General features: G+C 55.2%; 11 protein-coding genes. 2 read left to right on the top strand and 9 right to left on the bottom strand.

The genetic code is table 11. The features are described 5' to 3' along the window. Nucleotides 1-72 precede the first annotated feature (72 nt). Genes RMR16_RS15025 through RMR16_RS15035 form a run of 3 tightly spaced genes read right to left on the bottom strand, consistent with a single transcriptional unit; the run spans nucleotide 73 to nucleotide 9,685 of the window. Nucleotides 73-855 carry an SDR family oxidoreductase gene (locus RMR16_RS15025; protein ID WP_320201893.1) on the bottom strand — a complete coding sequence of 261 codons (783 nt, stop codon included), beginning with the start codon at nucleotides 853-855 and terminating at the stop codon, nucleotides 73-75. Next, a complete protein-coding gene (locus tag RMR16_RS15030) occupies nucleotides 852-2,261 on the bottom strand; it encodes an aminotransferase class I/II-fold pyridoxal phosphate-dependent enzyme (protein ID WP_320201892.1) in 1,410 nt (469 codons plus the stop codon). Before RMR16_RS15030 ends, RMR16_RS15025 begins: the two co-directional genes overlap by 4 nt. After that, complete coding sequence (locus RMR16_RS15035; RefSeq protein ID WP_320201891.1) at nucleotides 2,258-9,685, bottom strand: type I polyketide synthase; 7,428 nt, start codon at nucleotides 9,683-9,685, stop codon at nucleotides 2,258-2,260. The genes RMR16_RS15030 and RMR16_RS15035 overlap by 4 nt, the downstream gene beginning before the upstream one ends. Nucleotides 9,686-10,004: 319 nt before the next feature. On the opposite strand from RMR16_RS15035, the gene RMR16_RS15040 reads away from it, so the two are divergent. After that, entirely contained in the window at nucleotides 10,005-10,580 is a 576-nt protein-coding gene (locus tag RMR16_RS15040) for a DUF6030 family protein (protein WP_320201890.1), read from the top strand. A gap of 55 nt (nucleotides 10,581-10,635) precedes the next feature. On the opposite strand, the gene RMR16_RS15045 is transcribed toward RMR16_RS15040, so the two are convergent. From RMR16_RS15045 to RMR16_RS15070, 6 genes are all read right to left on the bottom strand, one after another. Further along, nucleotides 10,636-11,712 carry an ABC transporter ATP-binding protein gene (locus RMR16_RS15045; protein WP_320201889.1) on the bottom strand — a complete coding sequence of 359 codons (1,077 nt, stop codon included), beginning with the start codon at nucleotides 11,710-11,712 and terminating at the stop codon, nucleotides 10,636-10,638. Next, complete coding sequence (locus RMR16_RS15050) at nucleotides 11,709-12,536, bottom strand: carbohydrate ABC transporter permease (protein ID WP_320201888.1); 828 nt, start codon at nucleotides 12,534-12,536, stop codon at nucleotides 11,709-11,711. Before RMR16_RS15050 ends, RMR16_RS15045 begins: the two co-directional genes overlap by 4 nt. Then, entirely contained in the window at nucleotides 12,533-13,435 is a 903-nt protein-coding gene (locus RMR16_RS15055; protein ID WP_320201887.1) for a carbohydrate ABC transporter permease, read from the bottom strand. The genes RMR16_RS15050 and RMR16_RS15055 overlap by 4 nt, the downstream gene beginning before the upstream one ends. Before the next feature lie 132 nt (nucleotides 13,436-13,567). After that, nucleotides 13,568-14,800: an ABC transporter substrate-binding protein gene (locus RMR16_RS15060; protein WP_320201886.1), complete on the bottom strand. Its 1,233-nt coding sequence runs from the start codon at nucleotides 14,798-14,800 to the stop codon at nucleotides 13,568-13,570. Between the two features lie 71 nt (nucleotides 14,801-14,871). Further along, the gene (locus RMR16_RS15065; RefSeq protein WP_320201885.1) at nucleotides 14,872-15,774 is read right to left on the bottom strand and encodes a sugar phosphate isomerase/epimerase family protein; all 903 of its coding nucleotides are present in this window, start codon (nucleotides 15,772-15,774) and stop codon (nucleotides 14,872-14,874) included. Nucleotides 15,775-15,786: 12 nt separating this feature from the next. Next, complete coding sequence (locus RMR16_RS15070; RefSeq protein WP_320201884.1) at nucleotides 15,787-16,821, bottom strand: Gfo/Idh/MocA family protein; 1,035 nt, start codon at nucleotides 16,819-16,821, stop codon at nucleotides 15,787-15,789. Between the two features lie 138 nt (nucleotides 16,822-16,959). Between RMR16_RS15070 and RMR16_RS15075 the strand changes: the two genes are divergently transcribed. Next, nucleotides 16,960-18,000 (top strand): LacI family DNA-binding transcriptional regulator, encoded by a 1,041-nt coding sequence (locus RMR16_RS15075; protein ID WP_320201883.1) that lies wholly within the window; start codon nucleotides 16,960-16,962, stop codon nucleotides 17,998-18,000. The last annotated feature ends 61 nt before the right edge of the window (nucleotides 18,001-18,061 follow it).

The following is an 18,061-nucleotide window of genomic DNA, read 5'->3' on the forward strand; positions in this document are numbered from 1 at the left end:
CTATGTAAAGTAACCTGTTACATTTCGGGGCCAGCTTTGAAGTTCCAAAGACAAAACATGATCTTGGCGATTTTAACCGCGCAAGCGTCTGTAAAGTAATGGCTTAATGAGGTTGCCCAATAGATTCAGCAATCGCAATTTAAGTCCAAAATGCACCTCGTATTGCCTGCGGTAAATACCGTTCACAATATGGTGAGCAACTTTATCCACAGGCCAGGGCACATCATTACCCATCAAGGTTTTTGCGCTTTCCGACCTCTTTGGAATTTCCTGTTCAAATTGCGGTGTCTGCGTATCGGGGGGGAAACTGATTCCGATATGAACATCACCCCCAGCTTCACTCCGAAGACTTTCCGCAAAGGATGCAAGGGCAGATTTTGATGCGCAATAGGCCGTGTAGCCCGGAATTCCGATAAACGCGGCAGCCGATGAAATCATCATGATGCTACCGCTTCGGCGCGCTTTCATATCCGAATACACCGCCCGAACCGCGTTGACGGTTCCGAAAAAGTTCGTATCCATCTGCGCCTGAAACTGCGCCGGATGGAGCTGATCGAAAAAAGCGGGTTCAACGATGCCTGCGGAGGTTATCAGCACGTCGCAAGGGCCGAAGTTTTTTTGACAAGCGCCGATGGCCGCAATCAGTTCATCGGGTCGCGTCACATCTGCCGAGGCGCTGAAAATCGAGTTTGGTGCGCTTCTGCGCAAGTTCTCACACGCACGTTCGAGCATTTGGGGATTTCGGGCGATGATGGAAACGTTGTTTCCTTTCACAGCCAGCTGGCGGGCGACCTCAAAGCCGATTCCGCTGGAGCCACCCGTGACGATGATATGTCTGGTGTTGCTGCGGCTCATTTGGGTGAGATGATGCGTTGCAACTCGGCCAGATCAAGCGCTGCGGTGCTGACATTTTGCTCCACCAGCTCTGGCAGAAGTCGCGCCGTTGCCTCGACGGCCCGCGAAATCTGCGCTTCCGTGTGTTCGCTGGTGAGAAAGAACCGGATGCGTGCAAGCCGCTCCGGCACAGCCGGATGGATGATCGGCAGTGCGTTGATGCCCGCTTGGAACAGGCGGTTGCTCAGCTCGACCGCCCGCAAGGAATCGCCGACGATGACGGGCACCACTGAAAAGCCTGCGCTTGTGCCCGTATCGAGGCCGTTCGCTTTGGCCTTCTCAAGAAACATCTGTCCGTTGCGATAAATCCGGGCAACCCGTTCCGGCTCATTTTTGAGGATCGAAAGACTGGCAAGCGCTGCCGCGGCGAGGGGTGGCGCAAGACCCACACTGTAGACGAAGCCACCCGCATGAGCCTTGAGAATATCCACCAGTGCCGCACTGCCGGCGATGTAACCACCGCAACTGGATGACGTTTTGGAGAGCGTTCCCATCCAGATATCGATGTCCTGAGGATCGATATCGAAATGCTCGAATGTGCCTCTGCCACTGGCTCCCAGCACGCCAAGCGCGTGCGCCTCATCCACCATCAGCCAGAAAGGATGACGCGATTTCAGTCGCAAAAGGGCGGGTAAATCCGCAATGTCGCCATCCATGGAATATATACCTTCGACGATGACCAGCACATGCCGATAATCCTTGGCGACGGTGTTGAGGATGCGTTCCAGATCACGGCTGTCGTTGTGTTTGAAAAACAGCCGTTTAGCGCCGGAAAGCTGTGCGCCGGTCAATGCGCTGTTGTGGATGAATTCATCGTGGATGATCAGATCCTGCGGTCCCATCAGGCAGCTGATGGTCGAAACATTGGTCAGATAGCCGCTGACGAAACACACCGCAGCTTCAACGCCGTAATTGGTGGCGATGGTGTGTTCAAGTTCGACATGCAGTGGCCGTTCTCCCGCCACCAAACGGCTGGCTGAGGCAGACACGCCATACTGATCGACTGCACTTTTGACCGCCTCGTGAACCTCGGAACGGGTATTTGTCCCGAGATAATCATAGGACGCGAAATTGATGAGTTTACGACCATTTATATGTGTTTCCGCACCGGCAGCGGCATCATGAGCGCGGTGAAACGGGTTTTCGACACCGGCGAATGCAGCAATGGCCTTCTGGATTTGAACGGCTTTATATTGCGGTAAATTCTCGAACTTTGTTTGATCCACCGCCGGAGCAGCAATCGGAATGTTTTCCACGCTACGACGGCTTCTGTTGCGATCGACGGACTGGCGTTGCTGCCGCAAGCGGTCCATCATGCCGGAAGAAAGCATCTCTGGTTGTTCTTGCGGGTCTTTTTCCATGGTCACGCCACCGCTGTCGATTTTGGTGCCGAATGCCTGCTGGTTAGACCTTCGAGCAATTCGTCCGGCTCACCAGCACTGTCATCACCGGAGCGACGGCTGAGCAGTTTGTCGCGCAGCTTACCGACGATGTTGCCGACTGTGGTGGTATCCGAGATGCTGCTCAACGGAAGATCGATCCCTGTTTTTTGCTGGAAACTCGTACCCAACTCCATCGCCATCAAACTATCCAGCCCGATATCACGCAAAACCTTATCGGGCGTGATGTTATTCTCTGCGAGTTTCAGGATCAATGACAGTTCGGTTGCGATCATGGCATGTAGCGTCGCTTCCGCCTCATGGATCGGTTTTCCGTCCATCAGGGCGTAGAGATCGATCTGCTCACCGTCGCTCGCCTGCTGGCTGAACTGGCTGATACCGATGGAGGAAAACGCGGGTCGCTTCACCGTGGTCAAAGCCGATGCCGCAGCCCAATCGATTTCGGCGATCATGACGGATGCGTGAGCGTGAGTGTTGGTCAGATATTCCTCGACAAATCTCAACGCATCGCGTGCCTTCAGCGCCATTTTACCGATGCGGTGCGAGAGTTTTTCGTTGACCTCGGTATTTCTGGCGAGGAAGCCGGTATCGGCGATCGCACCGAAGCCGACGGCCAATGCTGGCTTGCCACGCGCACGACGCGACCGCGCCAACCCCTCGAGGTAGCCATTTGCGGCAACATAGTTGGACTGGCCGGGATTGCCGACCATGGTGGTTGCTGACGAGAACAGGAGAAACAGATCGAGTTCATCCTGATCCGTCAGCCTGTCCAGAAGTGCAGCACCTTCCACCTTGGTGTGGATGACCGGGCTGTTGCGTTCACGCGTAAGATTGGAGATCAGCGCGTCGTCGAGGACCATTGCGGCGTGCACGATGCCTTTGAGCGGACCGATCTTACGCAAATCATCCAGCAAGCTCGAAAGCTGGGCCTCGTGGGTAACATCACACGCATGAACCGAAGACGTGATGCCCGCGTGCTTCCATCGCTCGATAGCGGCACTGGTTTCGGCGTCGCGTTTTCCACCGCGTGTTGCCAGCGCCACATGCGACGCGCCCTTCGTGGTCAGCCAGTTGGCAGCTTCAAGACCGAAACCGCCGATGCCGCCCACGACGAGGTAGACGCCGCTGGAGAGGCTGAGGGTCTGCGCCGGTGCAGGCTGGATGAAATCGCGCCCGGTTTCCGGAGGCGTAATGACGATTTTGCCGATGTGACCGGCGCTTTGCATGAGCCGGAAAGCGGTTGGCACTTCATCATAGGAAAATGTACGATACGGCAGCGGCTTCAATTTTTTATCGCGGAAAAGCGCGGATATTTCGCCGAAAACCTTTGCGGCGATGTGAGGCACGTCGACCAGCAACTGATCCGCGTCGATGCCGAAATAGGAGATGTTTTTGCGGAACGGTCGCAGCCCGATCTTGCGATCAGCATAATAGTCGCGCTTACCGAGTTCCAGGAAACGCCCGAATGGTTTGACGAGTTCAATGCTGCGTTCCATCGCCTCTGAAAACAGCGAATTGACGACGACATTGACACCCTCATCATCCGTGATGTCGAGAATATCACCAACAAAATCGAGAGAGCGGGAATCGAAGATATGGTCGGCACCGAGGGCTGCCAACAGATTTCGCTTCTCTTGCGTCCCTGCCGTCGCGATGACGATAGCGCCCTTGAGTTTTGCGATTTGCAAGGCGGCAAGCCCGACACCGCCAGCCGCACCATGAATGAGAACGGTCTCCCCTGCCCGCAATCTGGCAAGCTCCACAAGCGCATATTGAGCCGTCAGGAATGTCACCGGCAATGTTGCGGCTTCGATCAGGCCGATGCTGTCGGGAATCTTCGTCAGGCCCATTTGCGATACGGAAACATGGGTCGAAAACGCCTTGGGGCCAATGCCCATGACCTTATCACCGACCTTGATGTCGGAGACATTTTCACCGACCGACACAACAGTGCCGGAAAACTCCATGCCGATGGTTGCACCAGCAAAACCGTCTTCCAATGCCTCTTCCGGCAAAAGCCCCATGGCCCACATCACATCGCGGAAGTTCAGTCCGGTCGCCGCGACTTTGACGACAACATCGTCAGGCTGTGGCAATGGCCGCGTTGTTGCCCGCCACTCAATCGTTTCGATCCGCCCCGGCGACTTTTGCACGATGGTCGCAGCCTCGAAGCGATCCACCAGACGAAGCGATGCGTTGTCTGGGCCCGGCACCACTCTGATCGACTGGCACAAGCCCGTTGCTGCGTTGAACAGCAATTCGCTTTCACCCGTTTCCTGCAAGGCGAGAAGCTCGAACCAAACCTTTGCGGACAAATGCTCTTGCCGCACGTCCATCAGCACGACATCAAACTCGTCATATTCGTTCTGAAGAACACGTGCGAATGTCCAGATCGCATAATTAACGGGATTGACACCTGCTTCATTTGTGCTGGCACCGCCCGGCGCAACAATGATGAGCCGTGGACGATGTGCGTTTTTCCCAGTCAGTGCGTGACGCAGGGATTCAGCCAGGACGCCTATAAAGTCGATATGCTCCTGAACGGCGATGGAATGGCCGTGATCATGCGCGCTATCCGGCAAGACATAAACGATGTCGAGATCATCCACACCCACCTTGGCGATGGCGCTACCCGCTGCTTCCGGCGTCAGATTGTCTTGCCATGCAAGCGTGACATGTTTCTTCGCATTGAGGTCGGGAAAAGACAGCCCATCGGCCCGGATTACCAGCAAACTTTCGCGAACCTGCAATTGCACCAACTCGGCAGCCGCACTTTTTCCATGGCCGGTTAAAATCGCAAGCGGGCCTTCGGCAAACTCGATCTGATGAGCGGACACATCCTCAAAGCCGGCATCCTCAAGCAAATGCTGCATTTCAGACGTGGAAAGCATTTTTCCAACTGGCAGGTCGGACAGAACGCCTTGTCCAAACCAGTCTTGCTGCAATCCAAATACAAAATCGTCGAGTGCTGTCGAAGGATGCTCCAGCAACAGAATTTCTGCACCCAAGCCAACGACGCTGCGCAATGCAGAACGAACGCCTCCATTTGCATCCAGTCTTTCGCAAAGGAAGCCATTGGCACTGAACGCAAGATCGACATGCGGGGAGAACGCGGCAATGTCACCGTCTATGACAGTCACCCGCGGATTGTTGACGAGCGCGACTTCCAGCGTGCGCCGCAGGTTCTCGTCGCTCTCCACGATGAACAGATTTGCATCGTAACGATCCGCAAGCACTGCCAATCGGGAACTGACCGCAACAGAGGTCGCGCCGATCTCGGCAATGACCAAACCCGAACGTGTGGATGAGGCTTGTTGAAGATAGGCCTCGACCATTTGGTAGACACTATCAATGCGCTTGGCTGAAAGCGCCACATGGTTGCGGAAATGATCAACGGTGGCGTCTGACGGCTTGAAATCAGACAGTGTCGTGCCGTCACCACCCTGTGAAATTTCATCCAGACAAGCCATTGTATACCGATAGGCGTCATTGACCAGAATAGCCGATGCGCTGCTTTCCGGCGATGTCCAGATCAATTCACGGATAACACCGTCCACCGCTGGAAGGCCGGATTCTGGCGAAAGCAGCCACAACCCGTTTTCATACGTCGCAAGCCCGCAATCTTCCAGAATGAGAAAACAGTTTGCGAGATAGGACCGCAGACTGGCGTAATGTCTGAACGCGGGCGATTCAACACTGCCGAATGCAGCAATCACCCTGTGGGCAATATCATAGCTGGCACGATAAATGGCGGCATCCAAAAGCAATGTGAAAGGTGCCGCCGGTGCGGCCTCGAAGGACGGGACAAGGCCTGGTAAAATGGCATCTTGCGCGACACTGCGAACATGGCTGATGCGGTCATAATGAAACGCAATCGTATCCAGCGTGTGGTGCACTTTCAAGAATGTGCGACGGAAGCGACAATCATCAAGGGCGGCAACAAGAGCACCCTGTCCATCGAACAATTCCACACGAATTTTCAGTGAATGAGGGGACATCCGCAGGATTTCAATGCGCGCCGAACAGATGGCGGCGCTTATAGACTGCAACCGCACCGTTCCGAACCGCACTGGAATATAGGGTGCGCCACCCATATCGCCTGTCAAATCTGCAAACAGCGCAACGAGGCCATGGAACGCGGCGTCGATGGACATGGGGTTGAGATTGTAGGTGAGATAAGGATGCGCAGGCTGCTGCGGCGTCACAAGATCGATACTAAGCGTATTGTTCGCATAAACTGTTGCGTTTTTCAGAAGTCTGAATGCCGGGCCGTAATCAAGGCCGAACTGGCTCGCCGTTCTATAAGCAGTCGCGGCATCTATGGTTTTGGTTGATTGCTGGACTCTGTCAGCACGAGCAGCATCTCGCGCCTGCGCTTTTACGGGCTTGCGAGCGCGGGCGACAGCGTGCAGGCTCCAGTCATCTTCACTCAGATACTCGCGCGAGCGAATTTCGATCTGCCCGGTTTCTGGCGATAAAATGGTGGATACTTCGCTGATACGGCTGGTGTGCAATTCCAAAGGCCGCAGTATTTCGAGGTTTCTAAGCTCGATGTTCGCGCTACCATAATACTGCGCAGCAGCGGTGACGGCGATTTCGATGAAAGCGCTGCCCGGAAGAATGGACTTGCCATCCACGACATGCTCCGCCAAGTCCGGAAACAGGTTTGCGTCTACATGGTTTTTCCATGAGCCCGCACTGGGGTCCGTACGCCAGCCCAAAAGCGTGTAAGAATGCGCACCTTCACCGCGACCGAACACATTCACCCGATCCGATGTTTCCGTGGGGCGCAACGTTTGCTCTTCAAAAGGAAGCGGCGGCAGCGTCACTCCGGATTTGCGGCCACGCCCGTCTTCGTTTTGCCAGGCCGACGCACCGGACGCAATTGCCTGCGCGACGATGTGTGGCAGGGGATTTGCGGCGCGCACCGGACGGGTGAGCGTTGAAAGCGTGGTGACAGACAGTGCCTTTTGGCGCGCGTTTTCAGTCAGATAAGACGAGAGAATGGCCCGCGGCGAAATCTCTATGAAAAGATTGCATCCGGCATTCAACGCAGCGGCTGTCGCATCACTAAAACGCACGACATCACGAACATTGCTCCACCAATAACCGGCATCCAGTTCATTGCCGCTCATGACCTGACCAGTCACCGTGGAAATAAACGTTATGTCGCCTGTGTCTGGCTGGTAGAATGGCAGCTCCCGAAGGAAGGCGTCTTTTCCTCGGTCGATAATCGAGTGGTGGAACGGATAATCGATATCGAGAACATGGACAGGAATATGCGCCTTGCGCGCCCTGTCTCTATAGAAGGCGATTTCATCAGCTGGACCGGATATCGTTACCGAAGAGTGCGTGTTGATTGCGCCGAGTTCAATACCAATCAGCGCATGTTGTCTTGCGAAGTCCATCGCCTTTTCTGCGCCTAAGGAAACAGCGGCCATCTTTCCTTCGCCAGACAGCGCGTGTTGATGGCGCGACCGAACAGCAACGATGGCAACGGCATCTTCAAGCGACAGGGAGCCTGAACAATACGCCGCGGCGATTTCTCCGACAGAATGACCGAATACCATGTTCGGCTTGATGTTTTTGCGGATCAGAAGATCGGAAAGCGTCGCCTGAATGGCAAACAGCAAAGCCTGAGCAATGCGTGTATCCCGCAGATGTTTGCTGAGTTCTGGCGACTGCAACAGCGCGACCAGATCAACTTCCAGCCACGGCATGAAAAGAGACCCGATTTCGTCGAAGCGTTCACGAAATTGCGTTTCGTGCTGATAGGCATCCAGCGCCATGCCTGCCCACTGGCATCCATTGCCGGAAAAAACAAAGGCGATTTGCGTTTCTGTAGACGACGCCTCACCGCTATGTCCAAGTGCGGCCGTATCGCCCGCAAGATAATCTTTTATACTTTTTTGAACGGTGTCCGGTTCGACGCTATCGACCGCGAACCTGAATTTATGATGCGCCCTGTTATGTGCGGAAACAGAAACAACCTCACTCACGCCAGGGCGATTGCTTTCAAGCTCCGTGGCGTAATTTTCAAGCAGCGTGGTCAATGCGGTTTGCGTGTGCGCGCTGACCATGAAGATGCCAGAGGACGGCAAAACGGTCTGCGCTTGTTGTTCTGGGTCGGAAATCACCACATGCGCATTGGTACCGCCGAAACCAAAGGAATTTATTCCGGCGAGACGTTTGTTGTCGCCGCGTGGTATTGCCCGCCCGGCCCGGTTGACCTCGACATTGAGACCATCGAAATCGATCTCGCTGCTCAGTTCCTCGGCATGAAGAGACGCCGGCAGAAAGTCATGCTGGAGTGCCAGCATTGCCTTCACCAAACCCACCATGCCCGACGCTGGTTCGGAATGCCCGACATTGGTTTTAACCGAGCCAATAGGCAATTTCTCGCGCCGTTTGGACCCCAACTCCGTGCCGATGGCCCAAAGCTCTGCCGGATCTCCAACCTTCGTTCCCGTTCCATGGCCTTCGATGAAGGCGAGATCGTTGGGGTTGAGACCGTTGAGTTCGTAAACGCTGCGAAGCAGTGCCGCCTGCGATTCACGCGATGGCAGGGAAATGCCATTGGTGCGCCCTGCCGAGTTCAATCCCGTCGCAACGATTGTGGCGTAGCTTCGGTCGCCATTGGCCGACGCCTTGGCGCTGGAGCGCAAAACGACCACACCGCCGCCTTCGGCGCGAACATAACCCTGTCCGTTTTCGCCATAGGCCCGGCACAGACCTTCCGGCGACAGCATACGCGCCTGTGAAAAGCCGACGAACGAGAAGGGATGCGCAAGAATGTTTATGCCACCAACGATGGCGGTATCGATTTCGCCATTGTGCAGCGCACGCACTGCCTGATCAAGCGCAACCAGTGATGACGAGCAGGCCGTGTCAATGGTCAGGCTCGGGCCGCTCAAACCAAAGACGTGAGAAATACGGTTCGCGATGATGGAAAGTGTATTCCCCGTCATGAAATAAGGACCACCGGAGGCCGGATCCTCGACATACAAATTACCAGAGTCGATGCTGGATGCACCGACATAAACGCCGACACGTTCTTTCTGAAGTGCCGTTACGTTGAGTGAGGCATCTTCCAGAGCCCGCCACACCAGTTGCAGCAAAATCTTCTGCTGCGGATCCATGTATGTGGCTTCACGCGCAGTGAGGCCAAACACTGCCGGATCGAAATCATGAATATCGTCAAGTACACCCGCGGCAAAACTGTATGATTTTCCGGGCGTTCCAGCCACAGGATGCCAAAAGCGCGCCATGCTCCAACGGTCTGCGGGGATGTTTGATACCGCACAAACTTCGTTGCTTAAAAGTTCAAAAAGCTCATCTACGTTGCGAGCGGAAGGGGTGCGGACGGAGCGCCCAATGATCTCAACGGTCATATTTCATTTTCTATCTAACAATCTTATAGCGCGTGAATGCATTAAACGCGGTGGTTGATCAACCCTATATTGTGCCATCTATTTTGCATATTGAAGACGGCTGCCGGATTGTCCAGCAGTTATGATGCGGTGCGCAATTATCTGTATCGTCACAAAAACCGGGAATCGTCGCGACTTTTGATCCTGGACGTTTGATACAGCCAAAGACGGAGGATGTCCGCGAGATCTAAGACGCTTTTTCTAGAATGGTTATCAAATGAGTGTTACCAGCATAATATGTTTTAGAGTTCGACCCGAGCAGATGTGAGGCGCGTGACTTATGCTATTTGCCTCGTTGTTATCGTTGGTTTTACTGGCGTTCGATGCCGACGGATTTGGTGGCGCGCCTGCAACCAAAGCGATAAATCCATTGTACTTGAAATTGGATGGTGCTGAAACATTCCAGATAAGCTCACCTTCTGTCCCGGTGCCGAGTTTTAACCGCCAGCGATGCCGCGGCATTGCTGACTTATCACTTGCAAGCCGTCCGGTTTTTACCGAAAGAGAAAATGGTGGCTGGGAATGCGTCTATGTGTTGGAGTATTCCGAAACGGGTCATAGTCCATCGGTTTTCGTGCAGATACGCGGACTAAAAGCAGGCACGTGGAGCAGTTTCAGATTGAAACTGAACTTTGGCTCCATTCTCTCACGCCAAGTGCTTTCTGCGCGGGCGGCAGCTTTGGTCCATGCGCTCATCGGCAACCGAGAACCGATCAAAGGTCTGGCGGCGGAGTTGGCGGAAGGGCATGATTTCGACAGGTCTTTCAACAGAATAACGCTGAAATACAGGCAAGAACGGCTTGATAACTCACGTTATAATTTAACGGGCGTGAACGCTTCGAGCGGTGGTCGGTGATGAAAGGCGGGCTAGAGTTCGACAACCAGCCCGCCGCCGATGGTTTACTCCATCATCATATCCGCTTGCCCGTCGTCTCATCGAACAGATGCACCAAAGCCGGGTCAATGGCGAACCCCACCTGCTCTCCGGATTTCACATTGCTCCGACCCTGAACGACCATCGAAATCTCTGGTGTTGTTGCGGTCGTTATGAACGTTGCAGAGCCGGTTGTTTCCACCACGGCCACCGGCAGGCTGAATTGGCCCTTTCCTGCTTCGGTCAGTTGGATATGTTCCGGGCGAATACCGGCAAGGATGCGGGAACCTGGCTTCAGCGGTTGGTTTAACCGCAGATTTCCTGCCGCAAGGCCAGCACCGAATTGAAGCGACAGGTGAAGCCCATCATCGCCGACGATCGCGGGGACGAAATTCATGGCTGGCGAACCGATGAAACCCGCCACGAAACGATTGACCGGGGCGTCATAAAGCTCGATGGGCGAACCTTGCTGTTCGATGACACCGTCTTTCATGACGACCACATGGTCTGCCATGGTCATCGCCTCGATCTGGTCATGGGTCACGTACACAGATGTTGCATGAAGACGGTCGTGTAATGATCTGATTTCTTTGCGCATATGCACGCGTAGAGCCGCATCGAGGTTGGATAGAGGTTCATCGAACAAAAACGCCTGCGGATCGCGAATGATGGCGCGGCTCATGGCGACACGCTGGCGCTGGCCGCCAGAGAGTTCGCGGGGATACCGTTTCATCAATTGCGAAAGGCCGGTGGTCGCCGCCACCTCTTCGGCAGCCTTGCGGGCCTCGGCTTTCTTCACGCCGCGGATGCGGAGCGAATAGGTGAGGTTTTCCTCGACCGTCATATGCGGATAGAGTGCGTAGGACTGGAACACCATGGCCACATCGCGCTTGCGGGGCGGCACGCCGTTCATGAGCTTACCGGCGATGCGCATATCACCGCCGGATATGGTTTCGAGCCCGGCCAATGAGCGCAGCAATGTGGACTTGCCGCAGCCGGAGGGGCCGACGAGGGCGACGAAGGTACCTTTCTTGATGGAGAGGTCGATATTCTTCAGCGCATGAAACGCGCCGTAATATTTGTTCACACCGGAAAGTTCGATTTGAAGTGTCATTTGAGTGCTCCCGATGTCAGGCCGGAAACGATGCGGCGCTGCAAGAGAATGAAGATGGCGAGGATGGGCGTCACGTACATCGTGGCGTAGGCCATGATGTTGTTCCACTCGCTGGTGTTTGGCCCCATGAAGGAATTCAGTCCGACACTTGCAGGCTGCAATTCCACCGCCTGGATCATGGACTTCGAATAGACGAATTCCCCGAAAGCCTGCATGAAGATCAGAATGGCCGAGACGAGGATGCCGTTGCGGGCAAGCGGCAGGACGATGTTGAAGAAAGCGCCAACACGCGAATTGCCATCCACGAGTGCCGCCTCCTCCAATTCCTGCGGCACGGCCATGAAGGTGGCACGCACCAGAATGACGAAGAACGGCATACTCTTGGCCGCAATCGCCAAAATGACCGCCAATCGCGGATAATCGAGAAGGCCGACCTGCGAAAAGCCGACGAAAATGGGCGTGATCATCAAGGAGGCAGGCAGAACCTGCAGCATCAGGATCAGGAACAGACCGGCATCCACCCAGCGGTTGCGATAGCGTGCCAGCACGTAGGCACACCCGACACCGAGAATAGTAATGAGGCTGACGGCACCGGTGGCTATCAGAACCGAATTCCAGAGATACCGGCCCATATTGCGGCTTTCCCACACATAGGCATAGGTTTCCCATTGCGGTGCGGACGGCCAGAAGCTTGGCGGATTGGCGAACATCTCCGAGCCGCTTTTAAGCGAGGTGACATACATCCAGTAGAGCGGAAACAGATAGATCGCGGCCATGACGATGGCGATGGCCAGCATGAAACGATTGCGTGTGACGAGGTTCATCCGCGCACCTCATGACGTGTGGAGCGAACATAAACGACGGATGCCAGCATCACGAACACGATCATGATGACCGAGATGGTCGCACCCTTGCCGAAATCATATTGCCGGAAGGACAGATCCCAAGCCCAATATTGCGCGACATTCGACGTGTTGTTCGGCCCGCCATCGGTAATGGCAGCGAAAAGATCGAATTGCTGCAAGGTGAAGATCAGCCCCAACGCGACGATGGCGCCAATGGTCGAGCGCATCATGGGCAGGGTGATCGTGTAGAAACGCTGCCATGCATTGGCGCCGTCAAGCTCTGCGGCCTCATAAAGATCACCAGGAATAGCAGCAAGTCCAACGGACAACAGGATCATATTGAACGATGTGCCAAGCCAGATATTGGCAAGAACCACAGCCCAGAGCGAGAAATTCGGGTCCGAGCGCCAGAAAATATTCGCATCGATGATGCCGCTTTCGCGCAGAATGAAATTCAGCACGCCGAAATCACCGGACAATATCCAGTTCCAGATCGCGCCGACCACAAGGCCGGGCATAACCCAGGACACAAGAAACAGGCCGCGCAGCCATGATGCGCCGGGGAAGTTGGTCCAGAAAAACAGTGCCAGTCCAAAACCGAAGAAAAACTGCCCGGCGATGGAGGCAACCACGAAGATCACCGTGTTGGTGAGGATAGGGATCGTCTCGGGTTGCTTGAACAGATCGATATAGTTTTTGAAGCCGACGAACGGCCGTACGAAGCTGCCGAGGCTGAACATGTCAACTTCCTGAAAGCTCATCAGGATGTTGTAGATCAGCGGCAAACCCGCCATGACGAACAGGAATGCGAGCGGCAACGCCACCAAGACGATATCGAAACCGCGGCCATCGCTCACACTGGAAAATAGCTTCTTCATGAGATGCCCTTGTTTTCCGAACAGGGTTATCTTCCGGGCGGGGCTGCCTGCCGTCATCAACGACAGACAGCCCGCCGGGAGGAAATGTTAAGGTGGCACACCGCAGCCTCTTTCAACGCTGCGGCATGTGCATCAACCTTCGACCAGCTTGATCTTCTGAGCGGCCTGATCGAGCGCTTCCTTGGGCGACATCTGACCCGTCAAAGCAGCCTGGATTGCATCCTGAATAGCCTTGGAAATCTTTGGCCATTCGGGAGATGGACCGCGCGGCTGGGCATATTGCAACTGATCAACAAAGACCTTCAGCGCGTCGTCTTTCAGCTTGTTGCCGGTTGGCGGGATGGCGATGTCTGAACGGGCAGGCAACTGCCCGAAGTTCTTGAACATATCCTTGTCCTGCGAGGCGAAATATTCGACCACCTTGAAGGCTTCCTCCGTGTGCTTGGTGCTGGAGAAAATCGCCCAGTTGTAGTCACCCATGGCCGAAGAGCGTGGCGCATCCGGCGTTGGAACCGGCAGCAGCGCAACGCCCCAATCGAACTTGGCGTCCTTCAGCATACGGTCGATTTCCCACGGACCGGAAATCGCCATGGCGGCGTTGCCAGCATTGAAGGTGGCGGTCGAATCCCACTGGCTGCGCGTCAGCGTATCGGGCGAAGCCAGTTTTTCACTGATAATCTGCTTCCACACCTCCAGCGCTTTTATGGCACCATCGGTATTGATATTCTTGTAGGTGGCACCGGCCATCTGCGCCCAAGGCAGAAACTGGAACGTGCCTTCTTCATTCGCCTTGGCGCTGAATGTCAGGCCATAGACATTTTTGGACGGGTCAGTCAGCTTCTTGGCATCCGCAACCAGTTCGTCCCATGTCTGCGGCGGCTTTGCAGGATCAAGACCCGCAGCCTTGAACAGATCCTTGTTGTAATAAAGTGCAATCGTGTTGGTGGCTTTCGGCACGCCGAAATATTTGCCATTCCATGTCGCGGATTTCAGCGGACCGGGAAAATAATTCGCGGGCTTGATTGCATCCGATTTTGCAATCTTGTCCGTTATGTCGAGGAACGCCCCGCGCGCTGCAAACATCGCATGGTTGGGGTTGTCGATGGCAATGATGTCAGGCGCTTTGCCCGTGGAATAAGCGCGCATGGATTCGCTCACCACATCATCGAACTGGATTTGGCGATATTCGATCTGAATACCGTTTTTAAGTGCGTTGAAGTCCTTGATGAGATTGGGCGCTGGCTGAATGTCCCGGTCCAGCGACCACACCGTAATCTTGACGTCTTCAGCCTTTGCCGACAGTGCGGCAAGGGAAACGCCGGCAAGTGCTGCTGCACCCATAATCATGCTTTTCGCGATACCCATATGATCTCCTCCTCTGTGGTTATCGTTTCTGCAATTCTAACGCGGCTCACCTCCAGAGCCGCGCTCGTCGCTCACGCCGGATCGGTGACAAAGTCTCCGCCGCGGCAGGCCTTGAGATAGTTCAGCCCATGCACCTGCCCGGTCATTTCCAGCGCATCGCGGTAGACCGGATCGTGCCAGCCTTCGATGTCGATGGAACCGGACCAACCTGCAAGGCGCAGTTCCGAAATCACGTCCGTCCAGTTGCTATCGCCAAATCCAGGCGTGCGCATGAAGACGAATTTTTCCTTACCGAAAATGCCGTGTTCCTTGATCACGTCCCAGCGAATGGTCGCATCCTTGCCGTGAACGTGGAAAATCTTGTCTGCCCATTTGCGGATCTGCGGCAGCGGGTCAATAAGATAGACCATCTGATGGCAGGGCTCCCATTCGATGCCGATGTTGTCGTGCGGCGTCTCGTTGAACATCAGCTCCCACGCATCCGGGTTATGGGCGATGTTCCAGTCACCGCTTGCCCAGTTGCCGTCCATGGCACAATTCTCGAACGCGATCTTGATGCCCTTATCCGCTGCGCGCTTGGCAAGTTCGCTCCAGATTTCCTTATAACGCGGCAGGCTATCCGGCAGCGGCTTGCCGCGCAAACGGCCAGTGAAACCGGCAACGCAGGTTGCTCCGAAATGATGCGCGTTATCGATGCAATCCTTCCAGCCCTGCAAGGTTTCAAGGTCGATATCCGTCTCTTCGAGCGGATTGCCGAACATGCCAAGCGTGGAGATTGTGATGTCACGGTCGCCTATGGAATCGAGGCAGCGTTTGCCGAGTTCGGCAATGTCCTGCCCACCGGTGGTTTGCCAAAAGAATGGCTCGAAACTTTCAAATCCCATATCGGCGATCTGGGCGATGCGTTCTGCCGCAGCACCTTTGGTAGCGCTGACCATGGTGCCGATGCGGATGGATTTTGCCGGATTGCTCACTGTTATCGATCCTTACGCTGCAATTGTAACCCGCTGGCGAATGCGCGCGCTTTCAATCGCGGCAATGACCATGGCGAGGCTGTTGATGTTGTCGAATGAAGCCGTTTCCGGCACGCCGCCATTGCGGATGGCGGAAACGAAGGAGGAAATCACGCTGGCATGGCCGTGGGTTTCCTCATCGTGGGCGGGGCCAGAAACGTTTACGGCTTTAGAGCCACGCAGTAACCCGGCGTCTTCTCCGGCGAGCGAGGCCAGAAATTCCTCTTCGCCATCCCAGGTAATCATGCCCTTCGTGCCGACCAGCCGCCAACGGCTTTCCCAACTCGTACGCTCACCTTCGGCGCACCAGGAGCCGCGATAGGTAAAGACCACGTCATTGGAAAACTCAAACACGGCATTGGCCGCAGCGCCGTGGGCGTACCACGAGCCGGACGGGTTGGTTTCAAGGCAATAAACCGCCAGCGGCGTTTCGCTTGCCACGAAACGTGCGGCATCGAATGTATGGATCGCCATATCCATCAGCAGCACGTTTTTCATTTCTTCGCGAAAGCCGCCGAAATGCGGACCGATGAAGAAATCGCAGTGAATGCCGGTAAGATTGCCGATCAAACCTTCGGCGATAGCGCGACGAAGGCGGCGAACACCTGAAATAAAGCGGCGGTTCTGAACGACCGCGTGCACCTTGCCAGCTTTTTCAGCCAGGGCAATGAGCGCGCGTCCTTCCTCAAGCGATGATGCCATCGGCTTTTCGCTCAGCACATGACATCCGGCGGCAAGGCCGGTGGAGACGACGTTGAACCGTGCGGCGGGAATGACGACGTCGAACAGAATGTCCGCATTCGTTGCCTCGAGTATCTCTTTCAGATCGGTGCCGATGACAACATCTGTGAGCCCGAACTCAAGCGCCAGCGCTTGCGCCGTATCCGGGTTCAAATCCACAAGTCCGGCAATTTTGATGGATGCGGCAAGCTCCGGCGTTGTGGCGATGGCCCGCAGCCAGCCTTTTGCCATAGCTCCGCATCCGCATAAAACGGCATTCAATATCACGATTTCCTCCCGGTTTTCGCACCAAACTCCTCAAGGTGCGAGACTCCGTAAACGTTTACGACGCTATGATGGAAATGATATATGTGTCAAGAGGCGTATGGAAACGCCGTCAATCGACGATACGGAGAATGGTTCGATATGAAGGGAATACGCCAGCTTGCCGAACATCTCGACATCTCCATCGGAACCGTTTCGAGGGCACTGAACGGCAAGCCGGATGTCAACGAAGAAACCCGTCGCCGCGTTCTGGAAGCCGCCGAAGTGTTGGGCTATGTCGCCAACCAGTCTGGCCGTAGCCTGCGTCAAGGCACGACCAACGTGATCGGCCTGATGATGGGCAGCAACGCCGACACGGTGGAAAACTCCGACAACTTCTTCATGGGCGTAACCGACGGGCTGCAAAGCGTTTTTGCGCCTCACAAGCTCGACCTCGTCATCCTCCCCTGCTCCGATGACGAAGACCGGGAAGAGTATTTGAAACGTATGGTCGCGCGTCGTCTCGTGGACGCGATGATCATCTCGTCCACACGGCGCATTGATCGGCGGATCGATTTTCTGGTCAAGACCGGCGTGCCGTTCGTGACGTTAGGCAGATCACAATCCGGTGGCGATTATCCATGGGTCGATCTGGATTTCGAGGGGGTGGCGCGAACCTCGGTCAACCGGCTTGCTGCAAGCGGACATAAACGCATTGCTGTCGCTGTTCCCGATAACGACATCAATCTGGGCTATATCTTTCTCGACGGATACAAAAAAGGACTGACGGAAAACGGGCTTAGCTTCGATCCGTCTTTGGTCATCAAGGCGAAATCCAGTGAACAAGGCGGGTATCATGCTGGCAGCGAGCTGTTGCATATGAGCCAGCGGCCCACAGCCATCGTGCTGATTTACGAATTGATGGCGCTTGGCCTGTATCGGCGGCTGGCAGAAGTGGGGCTGAAAGTGGGCCACGATCTGGCCGTTATCGGCTTTCGCGAGGAGCCACGTGGCCGCTTTCTTCAACCGCCGCTCACCAGTTTCAGACTATCCTTGCGTGATCTCGGCGTGTCTGTGGGAAAAACTCTGCTCTCAACAATGCCCGCTTATGCGTCGCTTTATCCAAATGAGAAACCGCAAATTATCTGGCCGCTCGAGTTGGTTTCAGGGGAAAGCGACACCGGAGGCACGTCGTTACGCTGAACGGTGAAGCCCTTGTCAGCGTCCACTCCCATATCCACATTACGCTTTCCCGACCACTTTT

The sequence above is a fragment of the Agrobacterium sp. rho-13.3 genome (assembly GCF_033957765.2).
GTDB lineage: Bacteria > Pseudomonadota > Alphaproteobacteria > Rhizobiales > Rhizobiaceae > Agrobacterium.